Source organism: Azorhizobium sp. AG788 (genome assembly GCF_943371865.1).
Classification (GTDB): Bacteria; Pseudomonadota; Alphaproteobacteria; order Rhizobiales; family Xanthobacteraceae; genus Azorhizobium.
On record NZ_CALRWL010000030.1, the window covers coordinates 1 to 16,608 of the forward strand.

Here is a 16,608-nt window from a genome sequence, read left to right on the forward strand (position 1 = left end):
GGTCGCCAGAAACGGCGACCGGCCACCGGCATCGGCTCAGCCGTTGATGAAGGCGAGCAGGTCGGGATTGATCACGTCGGCATGGGTGGTCAGCATGCCGTGCGGAAAGCCCGCATAGATCTTCAACGTGCCATTCTTCAGCAGTTTGACCTGCAGGAGGCTGGCGTCGGTGTAAGGCACGACCTGATCGTCATCACCCTGGGTGACCAAGGTGGGGACGGTGATCGCCTTGAGATCTTCGGTTTGGTCGGTTTCGGAGAACGCCTTGATGCCTTCGTAATGGGCTTTGGCGCTGCCGATCATGCCTTGGCGCCACCAATTGTCGATCACGCCCTGCGAGACCTTCGCGCCGGGGCGGTTGAAGCCGTAGAACGGGCCGGCGGCGACGTCGATATAGAACTGGGCGCGGTTGGCTGCGAGCGCAGAGCGGAAGCCGTCGAACACCTCGATGGGCGTTCCGCCCGGGTTGCCCTCGGTCTTGAGCATCAGCGGGGGAACGGAGCTGACCAGCACCGCCTTGGCGACACGGCCCTGCGGCTGGCCATATTTGGCCACATAGCGCGCGACCTCGCCCCCGCCCGTGGAGTGGCCGATATGGACCGCATTCTGCAGGTCCAGATGCTCGACCACGGCCGCGGCGTCGGCCGCATAATGATCCATGTCGTGGCCCTCGCTCACCTGGCTCGAACGCCCGTGGCCACGCCGATCACTTGCGACGACGCGGAAGCCCTTTCCAAGGAAATAGAGCATCTGGGCATCCCAGTCGTCGGAGCTCAACGGCCAGCCGTGATGGAAGACGATGGGTTGAGCATCCTTCGGACCCCAGTCCTTGTAGAAGATTTCGACACCATCTTTGGTCTTTACGAAAGCCATGACTTGATCCTTTTGCTGGGTCATCACGCGAGTGCAGCGTGGAGATGTGATGCGAACCACTGGAAGAGCCGAGGGAAGCCTCGAAGTATGAGACCTCGCCGCTCAGGCCGATCGGAGTGTGATCCAGACCGACAACAGCGCCCCCGGTTCTTGCGATCAGAGTCCGAGGCCCGCCTCTGCTCGTTAAATATTACCTCAACAGTGATGAAGTCATTCATCTTCAATTGAGGACAATAATCGTCGAACTTGCCGCGCCTCACGCCCGCTCATCGCTCATCACATTTGATAGTGACGTCGAACAACACATCCAATTAGCCGATCGTTTTGCGAGCGACTACCAACGTATTCGAAACTCATATCAACGTATGAGGCGCTCGACCTCTGGCGACGCCCCCATCCACGACCACCCGAGCAGCGCGTACGCCGGCTCAACCGCGCGCATTCCGATCCGGCGAACACGGATCAGGATCACGGGCGCGGGATGCCCTTGCCACTGGAAGATCTCGCGCGGACGGGCGATGCATTCCCAATGGAGATGCCGCGACATCGACCCGTTCATCCGACCCGGATCAAGCGGCGCCCATACATACGCAGGTATGATCCCGCTAGCCATTCAGCTGGTTGCCCCCTCCGGCGCAGCACCATAGGCTGGTCGCCACTGGAGATGTTTCAAGATCGAAACCCACGCGCGACACACGCATCAACCGCTCCCGGTTTGGGAGCGCTGGGCAAGACGACCGATCCCATGAGTGGTATCGCTCGATATGTGCGGCTCGCCGCCTTTGCAAAGGAGCGCCACGAAAAAGCAAAGACGCTCGAAACCCACCCTTACGCCGCCCCCATTGCCGTCGCGCCAAAATGAGGGAAGCCTGGGTCGACGCGATGGCCAAGGACCGTGCGAATGCGGAAGACATCGCTCGGCACCCGCGGCATTCCAAAGCGAGAGTCGCCTGCCCCGCCCCAGAGCGTTTTCCAGCGAAATGGCTACCGGTTTGCGTGAAGGAACCCGATTAAAACAGATTGAGAGAGAATTTCTTCGATTCAAAGAAGCGGGGAAATACTCCAGCTCCGTGGCACGCGGTTTCCAAGTCCGCCGGTGCGTCATGTGCGACGCCCGCGGGTGCGACGCCAGCGAGCGGGAGGGGGACGCGCAAGGGGCGCCGACCCAGGAGATCGGGCATTTCAGACCTTTGCCTCAGTCAGGCCTTTGCCTCATGCGGACGATCCCGAGTGCGTCCATGGCTTTCCGTTGGGATTGCGGTCCGGTCCGGCTCAATGAGCGGCCTGGATTGGGCGCCGGACCTGCTCGGCTTTGTGCGACCCTGCCCCATTTGCCACGCGCCCATCTGTCACCTTTGCCCACGTCGAGGGGCCGACCGCGGTTGGACGGGTCACTGCATTGTTCATGTGAACCGCTAACTATCTTGCATGGACGGCGCCTTTTTCCTTCCCTTGAGAGTGCGACATAAAAGAAACAGCGACCGGGATAGCGAGTGCGTGATCGAAAATGATGGAATTAATGGGAAATGCTCCTGCGAACACCGGGACTTTACGCTTGGATATCGATTGGTTCAATCGATGCACTCGGGAGCTTCTTCACGCCGAGCATGACATTTCGCATCACCGTTTAGTCGACCCCTCCACGTCGAAGACATGGCTGGCGGCGAGCGCTCGCTGGAAGTCCGTCGATGCCTGCCGGCGACTTGAAAATGAGCACACGCTGGGGCAGGAGCTGGACGCCAGTTGGGCGCACACGCCAGTCGCCATGATCCGCGGCAACACCGATCTCATTCTGATTTTCGAGGACAGGGGCGGCGTTTCACTCCAGTCGGCCGCAAGCGCCGCGCCCATGGACATCGCCCGCTTCATGTCGGTCGCGGTGGAAGCCACAGCCGCACTCGCCCGGACGCATGCCTGTAAGGTCCTTCATCGTTACATCCGAGCCGCGAGCCTCCTGGACGACGGTAACGGACGCGTGCGCCTGGCGTCCTTTGGATATGGCGTCCTGACGGGAGGAGACGCCATATGGTCGGACCTGCCGCTAGATCCGGATGCTCTGGCCCACATGGCGCCGGAGCAGGCCCGTCGGGATCTTCCCTATGGGGACGAGAGAAGCGACCTCTACTCCCTGGGCGTGACCTTCTATGAGCTTCTGACGGGCCAATATCCGCTGAAAGCCGACTCGCCGGCGGGCTGGCTGCATGCCCACGTCGCCGTGCAGCCGGCGCGCCCGAGCATCCTGCGCGAAGAGATACCCGAGACCCTCGGCGCGATCATCCTCAAGCTGATCGCGAAGGACCCGGCCCACCGCTACCAAAGTGCCACCGCGCTGCAAGCGGACCTCGTGCGCTGCCAGATGGACTGGCGCGCCATGGGGCGCATTGAGCCCTTCGATCTGGGAAGCGCGGAGCCCCAGACCTTGTTTCGGGGATTGCAAAACCTGTTCGGCCGCGCGGCCGAGACCCAGACACTCGCCGATGCCTTTCGCCGGGTTGTCGACAGCGGGCAAAGCGAGATTGCCTTCCTGTCCGGCGCTGCGGGCGCGGGCAAATCCAAGCTCGTGGAGGGTGTGGCTCGAATTATCGGTTCAGCCGAGGCCCAGTTTGCCGCCGGGAAAAGCGATCAGATGCAACGGGACATTCCCTATGCACCGATTGCACAGGCCATCAGATCCCTTGCCGCGCGGCTGCTTGCCGGCGACCCGGCAGAACTGAACGCGGCGCGCGAGGGCATGCTCGCCCGGCTTGCCGGCCAAGGCGAGATGATTGCGGAGCTCGTGCCTGAGATGGAGCTCATCATCGGCCGCTCGGCGCCGCTCGCCGACGGGCCCATGCAGCAGGCGCAGACGCGCGTCCATCGGGCGATCCAGCAGACCATCTCCGCTTTCGTGGATGAAGGCACGCCGCTGATCCTGTTCCTCGACGACCTGCAGTGGGCCGACGATTCTACGATCGCGTTCCTGAAGACCTTCGCCGCTGATCCCCCCCGCAATGTCCTGCTGGTGGCGGCCTATCGTGACCAGGAAGCCGGACACCTCGTCGGGCCAGGAGGGGTACTGCCCGCGCTTCGGCGCAGCGCCCTGGACGTGACGGACATTGAGGTGGGCGCCCTCTCCGTGAGTGATGTCGCGCAGATGATCGCACGCGGCATGAATGACGAGGAAGCGAACGTCGCGCCGCTGGCGCGCGCGGTTTATGAGAAGACGGCGGGCAATCCGTTCTTCGTCAATCAGCTGCTGCGCACACTGGTGGATGACAATGTCATCCTCTATGCGGCGGACCGTCGGAGCTGGACCTGGGACGGGGCCGAGGTTGCCCGCTACGATCATGCGGACAACGTCATCGACCTCATGGTCCGCCGTCTCGAGCGGCTGCCCGAGGACGGCCGCGACATCCTGCGCCATTTGGCCTGCATCGGCCCCCGCTGTGATGAGGCGCTGCTGTCACTGGTGACCGGTATCGGCCCGGACCAGATCCGCCGCAAGGCGCAGCCCCTGTTCGAGGCCGGACTGTTGCTGCGCGATGGCGCGGGCTACATCTTCTCACATGACCGGATCCTGGAAGCTGCCTATGCGTTGACCGCTCCGGCCGAGCGCCCCCATGCCCACGCCCGCATCGCCCGGATCATGGCCGACATCTGGCAGGATCAGGTTTACGACTTTGCATTTGAGATCGCCAACCAGATCGAGCGTGCCGCCAAGACCGAGTTGACGCCCAGCGTGCGCGTGTCCTTCGTCATGGCCCTGATCACCGCCGCGCGGCGGGCCAAGAACTCGGCTGCGATCGATCAGGCGTCGAACTATCTGGTGATCGCCCGCGGCCTGTCGGATGAAAGCTGGTGGTCCGATCATTACGCGGTGGCCTATGCGCTCAAGAAGCTCCAGTGCGAATGTCTGATCGCGCAAGCGCAACTGGGCGATGCCAGCCGAGAGACCGATCTCCTGCTCACCCATGCCACGTCCAATATCGACAAGGCCGCAGCCTACCGACTAAAGGCCACGCTGCACACGCTGCGTTCGGACTATGAAGGCGCCATCATCGCCGCGCTCGCGGGTCTCGATCTCCTTGGCATTCACCTCGGCAGAGAGCCTTCGCGCGCCCAGTTGGACCAGGCCTACGAGGCCGTGAGAGCCGCCCTTGCCGGCCGGACCATTTCGGAGCTGGGGCAACTGGCGACCACCGACAATACCGAGGCCGAAGCGGCGATGGCGCTGTTGAGCACGCTGATCGCCTCGTTTTTCCTCAATGACGGGCTGAGCTTCCTGCATCTGGCCAAGATCGTCGAGCTCACGCTGCAGCATGGGTCCACGCCTGCCTCTGCCTACGGCCTGGCATGGTTCGGCGTTTTCATCGCCAGCCTGTACAGCGCCTATGAGGACGGGTTTGCCTATGGACAGGCGGCGCTGAAACTGGTCGAGCGGCATCGGTATCAGGCGGAGCGCACCGCCGCACTTGTGGCCATGGACCAGGTCAGTCCATGGACGCAGCCTTTGTCCTACGCGCTCACCCATGCGCGCGAGGCGGTGGCCGCGGGCTATGTGATGGGCGACCTCGGGATGGCCTGCTACGCCTGCAACCATATCGTGTCCGATCTCCTCGTGATGGGCGTGCCTCTCGGCCTTGTGGAACAGGAGATCGAGCACGGATTGGCGCTAACCCGGCAGATTCAATATAAAGATATTGAAATCATTATCGACTCTCAAAAGCAACATGTTCGAAGCCTGATCGAAGCCTATACGAAACATGATTATCGCCGAAACTACCACAGGGTAACGAAGGATAATCAAATCCATGTTGAGAGCGATTCATCGCCGACCATATTTTGGACCCATCTCTACGCGGGCATGACGGCAACTTTCTATCGGGACTTTGACGATGCCTCACTCCGTCTGATGACCGCATATGAGCTGTCGTGGTCGACGCCGGCGCACATCAATGTCTGCGATTGCTACTTGTTCTCTGTCCTGGCCTCGGCTCACGATTCCGACGCCTCGACCAATGCCCTTGGCGCCATCGACAAGATTTCCGCCAGGCGGGAGAAAATCGCGGAGTGGTCGGCGCTCAATCCCGCAACCTTTCGCAACAAGCTGTTGTTTGTGGATGCCGAACTGGCGCGCTTGCGGGGCAACGGCTTGCTCGCACTGAAATGCTACGAGCAGTCCGCGAGTGCGGCCGCAACGGGTGGTTTCATCCACGAACAGGCCCTGGCGCACGAGTTCGCCGGCATGCTGTGCGAGGCCAATGGCCTTCAACTGTCGGGACAGCAGCATTTCCGATCCGCGCACGATTGCTACCGGCGGTGGGGGGCCACCGGAAAGGTCCGCCATCTGGAGGCACTGCACCCCTTCCTGACCAGCGAACCCGTTCAGGACACCGCCACGTCCGCCAACGGGGGACAGATCGCGCTCGATATGGAAATCGGGATGAAGACGGCCCAGGCGCTCTCGGAGGAGACCACCCTGGACCGCCTCCTGGAAACCTTGATGAGCAACATGATTGTTCATGCCGGCGCCCAATACGGGCTCCTGCTGCTGATGCGGGAGGGCAAGCCGGTCATCGAAGCCGTTGGCCGGATTGTCGGGTCCGACGTGATCGTGGACATTGCCCAATCCGCCCCCACTGCCCGCTCCATTCCCATCTCGGTTTTGAACAGTGTCGTGAAATCCAAACAGCCTCTGTCGCTGGCGGATGCGCAAACCGATGCGCCGGAGATCCACAGGGCAGGACTGGCCGAACGCTCGGTGCGCTCGCTGCTCTGCCTGCCGCTCATGCGCCATGGGGTCTTGATCGGGATCCTCTATCTGGAGAACAATCTGGCACCGGGCGTGTTCAGCGCCAGCCGGATCTCGATGATCGAGATCCTCGCGCCGCAAGCGGCGATTTCGATCGAGACCGCGCGGCTCTATTCCGAGCTGGTGGCGGAGAATGCGCGCCGGGCACAGACGGAGACCGCTCTTCGCAACGCGCGCGCGGATCTCGCTCGGACCTCGAACTTGACGATCATGGGCACGTTAGCGGCGTCGATCGCCCATGAGATCAATCAGCCGCTCGCCAGCATGGTGTCCCACGCCGGGGCCGGATTGCGATGGCTCAAGCGGGAGACGCCGGACATCTCCGAGGCGATCCAGGGACTGGAGAGCATCCAGAAGGTCGGGCTCGGCGCCGCGGAGATCGTCCGGGCGCTTCGCGCGCTGGCCAAACAGGCGCCGGCGGAACTCCAACCAACGTTGATGGACAAACTGATCAGCAATGTTCTTCGCCTCACCGAGGCGGAGATCCTGGAGCACGAAGTGCGGGTCACCACGGACCTGGCGGTCGATCCGACGCCGGTGTTTGCCGATCCGGTTCAACTGCAACAGGTCATCCTGAACCTCGTGACGAATGCCGTCGACGCCATGACCCTCGTACCGGTGGAGCGGCGGGAGTTGACGATCACATCGCGTCTTGAAGACATGAACATCGTCGTCTCCGTCCGAGACAACGGCAGCGGGATCACGCCGGATGCGCAGAAGCGGATCTTCGAGGCCTTCTATACGACGAAGTCGAAGGGCATGGGCATGGGTCTGGCGATCTGCCGCTCGATCATGCAAGCCCATAGCGGCTCGCTGGACGTGTCCTCGGCAGAGGGTGGCGGGACCACATTCGTCTTCAAGCTGCCCATTGACGCCGGAGAGTAGGCCCTGGGCGACCGCGCCAGGACGCGCACCGGAGGGCAAATGGACGGTCGGAGTCCCCGGCCGTCCATTTTGATCAGATGCTCACTCAACGTCGGGATCGAATGCCGGACCCCAATGCGGATCCGCGGGGGCGATCAGCGCGCCCTGGTCGGCATTGTGATTCTGGCGCAGCTGCGCGGGCTGCGTCTGGGGTTGACCGAACAGGAACGGGGTATCCTGGGCCGAGACCGCGTATTCCTGGGCGTTCTCGGGGCCGATGGAGGGGCCGGCAAACGCCGCGGTGGCGCTGCCCATGATGAAGAAAGCGGCTCCAAGGACGATGATGTTACGCTTGATGTTCATGTCGCTCACTCCGTTTTGAGTGAGTGAAAGCTAACAAGTTCGCGCGCCGGTGCGTATTCTACGGTGGTGTGCGATGCTAATACTGCAGCCTACCCCGTCGAAACATTCGTATGGCCGCTCGCTCCGGGGGGCCGCCTTTCGGCGGACGTGCGGAGATCGGTGAGCACCTGAGCTCCACCGGCCAAGGCGCTGTCCCATGCCCGCGCACTGGCGTGGCCTGGACGGCGCGTCGCCCTTAGCAAATCCGCGGGTGTGACGGGCGTGCGGCGCCCCCCTGGATGTCCGCCCGTTGAGCGTGCGTATCGCGCCAACCGACGTGTCTTGGGGAAATACAGGCGTGCAATGCTGGTCCAGCATGCGCATGGGTGGGCGTTGGCGTGGCTCGGAAATGAATGACATCGACGTTGTCTTGGTGATGCTGCTCGGCGTGGTTGCCAGCCATTGGCTGGCGCGGGCCCTTGGCGATCGCATCGCCATGCCCTTGGTCCAGATTGCCACCGGCGCGGCGATTGGCTTGGCCACGGGAGTCGGCCGCCAATTGCATCCAGACCTGTTCTTCCTCCTGTTTCTACCACCCCTGCTGTTCCTCGACGGATGGCGGGTGTCCCGGGAGGACCTGCGCGAGAACATGACCACCATCCTGTCGCTCGCGGTGGGACTGGTGTTCTTCACCGTTCTCGGGGTCGGGCTGCTGCTTCATGCGATGATCCCGAGCCTGCCGCTGTCGGTCTCGTTCGCCCTTGCGGCGGTGCTCTCGCCGACGGACGTGGTCGCCGCGACCGCGATGATGCAGAATGTGGCCATTCCCACGCGCCTGCTCCGCATCCTTCAGGGCGAGGCCTTGTTCAACGATGCCTCGGGGCTCGTGTGCCTGCGGTTCGCCGTATCCGCCACCCTCACCGGAGCATTCTCTCTCTGGGACTCCATCGCGGCCTTTGCGTGGATCGCCGTCGCGGGTATCGCCATCGGCCTTGCCACCACCTGGGTGGTCACCACGCTGAAGATCAAGGTGGCGGACCGCTGGGGCGAGAACACCTCGTCGCAGATCCTCATCAGCCTCCTGACGCCCTTTGGCGCCTATCTCCTGGCGGAGCACCTCGGCTGTTCCGGCGTGCTGTCCGCGGTCGCGGCCGGAATGATGATGAGCGAGATGGAGATCAATGGGCGGACGCTCGCCATCACGCGGGTCCGCCGCAGTACCATCTGGGACACGGTGCAGTTCACCTTGAATGGCGTGATCTTTCTCCTGCTTGGGGCGCAAGTGCCGCACATCGTCACGAAGGCGTTTTCGGGAACTGTGGAGAGCGGCCATGTCCAGCCCTGGTGGCTGGCCGTTTACACGCTGGTGATCACCGTCGCCCTGTTTGCCCTTCGCTTCGTGTGGGTGTGGATCACCGTGACGCTGCCGCTGGTCCTCAGGCGCGTGCCTGGGCATGCCCTTCAGCGGCCGAGCTGGCGGCTGGTGGCGGCCATGTCGGCCGCCGGCGTGCGCGGCACCATTACGCTCGCCGGCGCCCTCAGCCTGCCTTTGACCTTGGGGGACGGATCGCCCTTCCCCGCCCGCGATCTCGTGATTTTTCTGGCTGGCAGCGCGATCATCGCATCGCTGTTGCTTTCCAACCTGTTGCTGCCCGTCCTGTTGCGAAATGTTCGCTTGCCCGCCGAACCCAATGACGACGCAGCCGAGGGCCGGGCGCGCAAAGCTGCAGCAGACGCGGCGCTTGCGGCCATCACCGCAACCAATGCCCAGGGCCAGCCCGCTGAAAATGCCATTGAAGCTGCGGCATGCGTTGCGGACTTCTATCAGCGCCGCCTGCGGCGCCTTCGGCCCACCGTGCCGAGCGCACCGGCGCGCGGCCAGGACCGGCGGGCCGAGGGGCATTTGCATGTGGCCGCCCTCAAGGCTGAACGACAAGTCATCGTGCAGATGGTTCATAATCACGAGATCCGCAGCGATCTCGCACAGAAACTGTTGCGCGAACTCGATCTGCGCGAAGCGCAATACGAGGTCTGACCGCGCTTTGGAGCGTGCAGCACCTCCCGCGCGAAGCAGAATTCAGCGGATGGCGCACTTTGCGATCACGGCCACCAGCGCGAGCAATAAGAGCGCAAGCAGCAGCGCGTCGCGCAGGCTGACCGAGGTGATGACCAACGCGCCGCCGACGACGCCCGCCACGAAAGCAAGCCAGCATGCCAACTGCACGATGGCCGCCGCCGCACGACCTTTTCGACACACGTAATGGGCAAGGGCCTGACCAATGCCAAACAAGGTCCCGGTCAGGAAACTCTTGCCCAGGTCCGCGCCGGAGACCGTATGGTGCAGCACATTCTGCAGACCCATGGCCGCAGCCACCGGCAGCAGAGCGGCAAAGCCGACCTGCGCCTGCGTCAATAGCAAGGCGATCGCGACCAGGCCAAATTCGGCGGCAAGGATCGGCGCCGGCGACGGCCGATCGAATTGGCTGGCGATGACAGTGCCGGCAAATGCCCCGAGAACGAAGACGGCGATCACGCATCCGCTTTGGAAAACAACCGCCATATTTCCCTGCGCCAGGTCCACGCCGAGACGGGTGCTGTTGCCGCTCATGAATGACACATAGAGGCCGGACAGCTGCATATAGCCGATGGCGTCGAGGAAGCCGGCAAACGCCGTCGTCGTCACCGCAAACAGAAACGGCATGTCTGGAAAGCGTGACGCGGCCTGCTGCGCTTCTTCCGTCTGATCCAGCATTTCGGTTTCCTTGAAGCCCGAGCACGCCGCCGCGCGCGGAGGAGCGCGCCATGTGGGGCTTGCCACAGTCTCGGACCCGCCGTCGTCGCGTCTATCGCGTTCCTGGGCCTGATTTCCCGTTCGCACGGGCCGGCCCGGCCGTCGGCCCACAGTGATGCGCCATGGGCCGAGGGCGGCGACCGCCACGCGCAGCGATTCCAGATTCGCACGATTATCCGGCCGTCGCCGGCTTCCAGTGATGCGCCGCTCACCTATAACTGTGGCTTACCTGCGCCATCCTGGCTTCGGCAGGCGGAAACTTCCGTTGCGTCATAACGGAGACTGTAGTGACGAAGCCTGACGCCAGCGACCTGAAGATGCAGTTTGACCAATTCGGGTTTTCGTTGATCGGCACGCGCGACTTTGCCCTATATCGCGGCATGGCGGACGGCACTCCCGTTCTGCTCAAGGTCTCCGCCCGCTCCGACCAGGCGGCCGACCATGCCGCGCAACTTGCACGAGAATCACAGATCGCATCGCAGGTGCACGGCGACTGGGCTGTCGCCCCCTTGGAGTTGACCTACGCCCAGGGGCGCACGGCTCTGCTGCTGAAAGACCCGGGCGGCGTTCCGCTCTATGCAATCGATGCCACTGCCTTCAGTCTGGCCGATCGCCTCCGTCTCGCGCTCGGCATCGCACAAGCGGTGCGGGGAATGCATGCGGAGAATATCCTCCATCGGGAGATCCGGCCGGAGAACATCCTGGCGGATATGGTCAGCGGCCGAGCCTGGCTGATGGGGATCAGCCAGGCTCGGCCGGTCTCCTTGCCGCCCCAAGCCGAGTCCGGCGAGTGGCCCGCCGGCCTTGCCTACGTGGCTCCCGAGCAGACCGGGCGCACGGCCGCCGTGCCTGACGCCCGATCGGACCTGTATGCGGTCGGAATGGTCCTTTACGAACTGCTCTCGGGCCGGCTGCCGTTCCAGGCGCGTACGCCCATGGAGTGGATCCACTGCCATCTGGCACGAGAGCCGCGGCTGCTGCACGAGCAGGACCCTGCCATCCCGGTACAAGTCGGCCTGATCGTATCGAAGCTGTTGCGCAAATCTCCGGACGAACGCTACCAATCCGCGAAGGGCCTGGAAGCGGATCTGCTGCGTTGCGTGAGCGCTGGGCAAAGCGGAACAGGCGAGATCTTTCCCCTGGGACGGTTCGACCCCGCATCCATGCTGCGCCATAGCGGCTCCGTCATCGGCCGAAATCCCCAATTGGATGCACTTTTCGAGGCTTTCGAGGTGGTCGCCTCCACGGGACGCTCGGCCGCCGTGCTGGTCTCCGGGGATGCCGGCGTTGGCAAGACCGCGCTGGTGGAACAGCTTCGGCGCCTCCTGGAGCCCGCGCGCGTTGTCTTCGCAACGGGTAAGTCCGATCCGGTCAACACCGACGTGCCGTACTCGGCGCTCCGGAGCGCGCTCCGTGCGCTCATCGTCCGGCTTCTCGGCGAAGATCATGCCAGTCACGAGGTGACGAAAGCCCACCTGCGGCGGGTGCTGGGAGACAATGGCGCGCTGTTGGCATCGCTGGTGCCGGAGGTCGAGACCATCATTGGGAAGACCCAGCCGGAGGTGGTCTCTCAGGAGCATGCAAGCCGGCGTATCATCGCGGCGATCCGGCAGTTGCTGACTTACTTCACGTCCAATGGGCGGGTGCTGGTTCTGTTCATGGACGACCTGCAGTGGGCCGACGCCGGCACCATCGAGCTGCTGTGTCATCTCACCGAACGGAGCGACAGCGATCGCATCGTCGTCATCGGCGCTCTGCGTCCCGCCACGGCCGAGACGGCAGTGAATGCGCCACGGGAACGGCAGCTCTCGCGCCTTGGCCAGACCGCGCGGCACATCCGCCTGGCGCCGCTCGAGCCATGCGCCGTGCAGGAACTCGTCGCCAACCTCATCCAGGTTGATGCGGATCATGTCAGCGCGCTTGCGGCCCTGGTGGGGGCGAAGACCGGCGGCAATCCGTTTTCGATCGGCCAATTCCTTTTCAGCCTCGCCGATGATGGGCTTCTGACCTACGACTCCGCTCTGGCGCGATGGACCTGGGACGAGCCGGAGATCGCCAAGCGGACCCTGACTGATGACGTCGCGCTCCTTCTGTTGACCACCCTGAGGAAGCTCTCGCCCGCGGGGCTCAGAGCCCTTGAATGGTTGTCCTGCCTCGGCTCCGACGTGCGCGATACGCTCGTTGACGGCGCCGCGCCCGCCGATGCGCCGGCCCTGCGCGCGGCCTTGATGGAGGCGATCCAGTCCGGCTTCCTTCTCCGGCACGAGAATGGCTATCGCTTCCCGCACGACCGCATCCGGGACGAAGCCTATGGGCAAATGGCCCCGCGGGTCCGCGCCGCCCATCATGCCCGGATCGCAGCGGCGCTCCTGGAGCAGTTCAACGACGGCGCCGCTGACATCTCGATTTATGACGTCGCCGCGCATTTCAATCTGGCTCACCCCATCGCCCCCGCGCTGGTTGATCCCGTTCTGGGTGCGTCGTTGAACCTGGTCGCCGCGCGGCAAGCCAAGGCATCCAATAATTACCCATCGGCCCTGAGCTATTGCCGGCACGGCACCCGCATGCTGCCGGGAGCCCCATCGTCCGCTGCCCCCAAGCTGATGCTTGGGCTCAACATGCTGGCGGCGGAATGCGAAATCCTCACGGGCGAACGCGAGGCGGCGGATGCACGCCTGTCGGCGATGGCCGATCAGACCGCCGACCTGCTGGAGCTCGGTGCCATCACGCGGCTGCGCGTGTCTCTGTTCACGGCAATGGATCGCTCCGACGAAGCGGTGAGCATCGGCCTTGCCTATCTTGAGCGCCTCGGCCCCACGTGGTCGCCGCAGCGGGGAACGCCAATCGGCGCTGAGTATGCCGACCTCATGGCGCGGCTCGGCGGACGTCCCATCGAAAGTCTGGTGGATTGCCCACGAATGTCCGACCCGGTGTTCGAGGAGGCGGTCGACGTGCTCGCGGAAGTGATGTCGCCGGCCTCCTTCATCGATCGCGACCTCCACGGTCTGATCCCGCTGCGAATGGCCAACCTCAGCCTTGAGCATGGCCTGGCGGAAGCCTCCTGCTTCGCCTTCGTGCATCTGGCCATGGTGATCGGCCCCGCCTTTGGCGATTACGAGGTCGCCTTCCGCTTCGGGCAGCTTGGGCTTGAGCTGACGTCCCGCTCCGGGTTCGCGCGCTTCAAGCCGAAAGTGCTGATGTGTTTCGGCAATCTGGTCCTGCCCTGGAGCCGACCGGCGCGGGAGGGGCGGCCGCTGATCCGTGCGGCGTTCGATATGGCGAAGACCAGCGGCGACGTGAATTTCGCCGCCTATAGCTGCAACAATCTCGTTTCCAACATGCTTCTGGCCGGGGATCCGCTGCCCCATGTGGAGGCGGAGATCCAATGGGGCCTTGCCTATGCCGAGAAGGTCGGGCTGGGACGCGTGAGCCTCATATTGAAGTCCCACAGGATGCTGGTGCGGGCGCTGCGCGACGGCGCTGCAACGCCGGTGACAGCCGCCATGGAGGAAGCGGAGGTGGAAGCATCATTCGCCGGCGATCCGCGCCTTGCGGTGGCCGAATATTGCTATTGGGTTCGCACGCTTCAGGCACGTGTGCTGGACGGACGATATGAACAGGCGCAGGACGCCGCGACCCGCGCGCATGCGCTCATGTGGACCTCTCCCTACTTTCTGGAGACGGCGGGGTTTCATCTTTACGCCGGGCTTGCCCTCACGCTCCCGGAACGGGGCGCGGCGCCGTCATCGGCGGCCACGTTGCAGAAGGTCACCTTTCACCGCGATCAGGCCGCGGTGTGGAACCGCTCGTGCCAGGCGAATTTCGGGACACCCTTCTTCCTGCTCGACGCGGAACTGGCCCGTATTGAGGGTCGTCGCGCCGATGCGGCCGACCTCTACGAACAGGCGATCGCGTGTGCCCGTCGCTTTGAGCAACCCCATCTCGAGGCGCTCGCCAGCGAATGCGCCGGCGCCTTCTGCCATCAGTTCAATCTCGCCATCGCCGCCGAAGGCTATATGCGGAATGCCGCCGAGAGATATGACAAATGGGGTGCCACCCGGAAGGCGCGGCAGGTGTGGCCGCAGGGCGTGCCCGATCGCGCGCCCATGGCGGAGCGGGTCTTCGGATCGCTCGGGGACAGCTTCGACATCGGGACGGTCCTGCGCTGCTCCCAGGCCCTGTCCGAGGAGATCGTCCTCGAGCAGCTGATCAAGAGGCTGCTGCAGCTGGCGCTGGAGAATGCCGGCGCCGACCGGGGTGCCCTCTTGCTGCTGAAGGAGCAGCACCTGCAGGTCATCGGCACTGCGGAAGCGCGCGACACCAGCGTGGTCATTCATGTACCGGCCCTCCCCTCGGCCGCGCAGGCGCTACCGACCGCACTGATCAACCGAGTGGCGCGCACCCGGCGCAGCGTCATCCTCGACACGGCCCGGAATCCGTCGGAACCGGACGGCGACCAATCGCCGACTGGCGCGGCCCGCTCCATTCTTTGTGTGCCGCTGCTGAAGCGCGGGGACCTGATCGGCGTCCTCTATATGGAGAACCAGCTATCCCCCAACGTCTTCTCCACGGAGCGCCTCAGCATCCTCGAAATGGTCGGCATTCAGGCGGCCATCTCCATCGAGAATGCACGGCTCTATGAGGAGCTGCAGCAGGATGTCGCCCGGCGAATTGAGGTCGAGGAGGACCTGCGGCGCAATCGGGCCTTCCTGGCCGCTGCCCAGCAGGTGAGCGGTGTGGGAAGCTGGTATTGGGACGAGAGCGCCCACACCGTCGTGTGGTCCGACGAACTGTTCCGGCTGCTCGGCTTTGATCCGGCGGTGAGCGCGGCTTCGTTCGAGCATCTCTGGACACGCATTCATCCCGATGATCTCGACGGCGCCCGCAAGACCATAGATGCGGGCTTGCAGGCCCAGAGCCGATGCGCTGCGACCTTCCGCGTCGTGCTCCAGGACGGCACCGTGCGCCACATCGAGAGCATCTGCACACCCGTTCCGCGGCCGACGCAACGACGCTTCGACTTTGTCGGCACCTTGATGGATGTGACCGAGCGTCGGCAGGCGGAGGAGAGCTTGCAGATTGCGGAGGCGGAACTGGCGCGCGTGTCCCGCCTGACCACCATGGGGCAGCTCATGGCCTCCATTGCCCATGAGGTCAACCAGCCGTTGGCGGCCATCGTCACCAATGCGAGCGCGGGCGTGCGTTGGCTCGACCGCACCCCACCCGAGGTGGACGAGGCGAAGGCACTCCTGGCCCGGATCGCGGAACAGGGAAAGCGCGCCGGCGACATCATCCGCGGCTTGCGGGGGCTTGCCAACAAGTCGAGCACTGAGATGGCGGTGTTCCAGCTCAAGGACGCGCTGGACGAGGTACTCGCCCTGACCGGAGCGGAGATCCGCCGGCACCGCGTTACCCCGGTGGTGAACCTCACGCCGCCACATCCCCTCGTCTACGGAGACCGGGTCCAGATCCAGCAGGTGCTGATCAATCTGGTGATGAATGCGGTGGAGGCGATGATGTCCAGCGCGAGGCCCCGCGTGCTGTCCATCACATCGGAACCGATGGAAAATGAGCGCCTGCGCATCGAGATCACCGACACGGGCATGGGACTGAGCTCGGGAGATGCCGAGCGCATCTTCGAGGCCTTCTACACCACGAAAGCAACGGGCATGGGCATGGGCCTTTCCATCTGCCGATCCATCGTGGAGGCGCACGGCGGGCGCCTCACCGCGGCGCGCCGAAAGGCTGGGACGGTGTTCTGCTTCTCCCTGGCAACCCGCGCCGGCGAAGCCGAGTGATCAGATGCCGGGAGACACCGGGCGGTGTTGACGCGTCCGTTTCCAGCCCTGCGGCGTGAGGATGTGGGAAATATCCCCCGGCCGACCGCGCCGTCGCTTTGTGGGCTCGTGCGGGCAGTGCCGAAGGGAGCTGCGATACGCGATCGTGC

General features: G+C 64.0%; 6 protein-coding genes. 3 read left to right on the plus strand and 3 right to left on the minus strand.

The window, feature by feature from the left end:
* Nucleotides 1–36: 36 nt before the first annotated feature.
* Nucleotides 37–873, minus strand: coding sequence for an alpha/beta hydrolase (locus tag AAG816_RS17020; protein WP_341990853.1), 837 nt, complete (start codon nucleotides 871–873; stop codon nucleotides 37–39).
* Between the two features lie 1,555 nt (nucleotides 874–2,428).
* Here AAG816_RS17020 and AAG816_RS17025 point away from each other — a divergent pair.
* Nucleotides 2,429–7,549: an AAA family ATPase gene (locus AAG816_RS17025; RefSeq protein WP_341990854.1), complete on the plus strand. Its 5,121-nt coding sequence runs from the start codon at nucleotides 2,429–2,431 to the stop codon at nucleotides 7,547–7,549.
* A gap of 81 nt (nucleotides 7,550–7,630) precedes the next feature.
* On the opposite strand, the gene AAG816_RS17030 is transcribed toward AAG816_RS17025, so the two are convergent.
* On the minus strand, nucleotides 7,631–7,891 hold the full coding sequence (locus AAG816_RS17030; protein ID WP_341990855.1) for a hypothetical protein: 261 nt from the start codon (nucleotides 7,889–7,891) through the stop codon (nucleotides 7,631–7,633).
* Between the two features lie 388 nt (nucleotides 7,892–8,279).
* On the opposite strand from AAG816_RS17030, the gene AAG816_RS17035 reads away from it, so the two are divergent.
* Nucleotides 8,280–9,905: a Na+/H+ antiporter gene (locus AAG816_RS17035; RefSeq protein WP_341990856.1), complete on the plus strand. Its 1,626-nt coding sequence runs from the start codon at nucleotides 8,280–8,282 to the stop codon at nucleotides 9,903–9,905.
* Between the two features lie 42 nt (nucleotides 9,906–9,947).
* Here the strand turns inward: AAG816_RS17035 and AAG816_RS17040 are convergent, their stop codons facing one another.
* On the minus strand, nucleotides 9,948–10,622 hold the full coding sequence (locus AAG816_RS17040) for a YoaK family protein (RefSeq protein ID WP_341990857.1): 675 nt from the start codon (nucleotides 10,620–10,622) through the stop codon (nucleotides 9,948–9,950).
* 326 nt (nucleotides 10,623–10,948) lie between these two features.
* Between AAG816_RS17040 and AAG816_RS17045 the strand changes: the two genes are divergently transcribed.
* Entirely contained in the window at nucleotides 10,949–16,459 is a 5,511-nt protein-coding gene (locus AAG816_RS17045; protein ID WP_341990858.1) for an AAA family ATPase, read from the plus strand.
* The last annotated feature ends 149 nt before the right edge of the window (nucleotides 16,460–16,608 follow it).

Bases quoted from the DNA above. Each gene is read 5' to 3' on its own strand.
- AAG816_RS17020 (WP_341990853.1), bottom strand. From the start codon at position 873: ATGGCTTTCGTAAAGACCAAAGATGGTGTCGAAATCTTCTACAAGGAC.
- AAG816_RS17030 (WP_341990855.1), bottom strand. From the start codon at position 7,891: ATGAACATCAAGCGTAACATCATCGTCCTTGGAGCCGCTTTCTTCATC.
- AAG816_RS17035 (WP_341990856.1), top strand. From the start codon at position 8,280: ATGAATGACATCGACGTTGTCTTGGTGATGCTGCTCGGCGTGGTTGCC.
- AAG816_RS17040 (WP_341990857.1), bottom strand. From the start codon at position 10,622: ATGCTGGATCAGACGGAAGAAGCGCAGCAGGCCGCGTCACGCTTTCCA.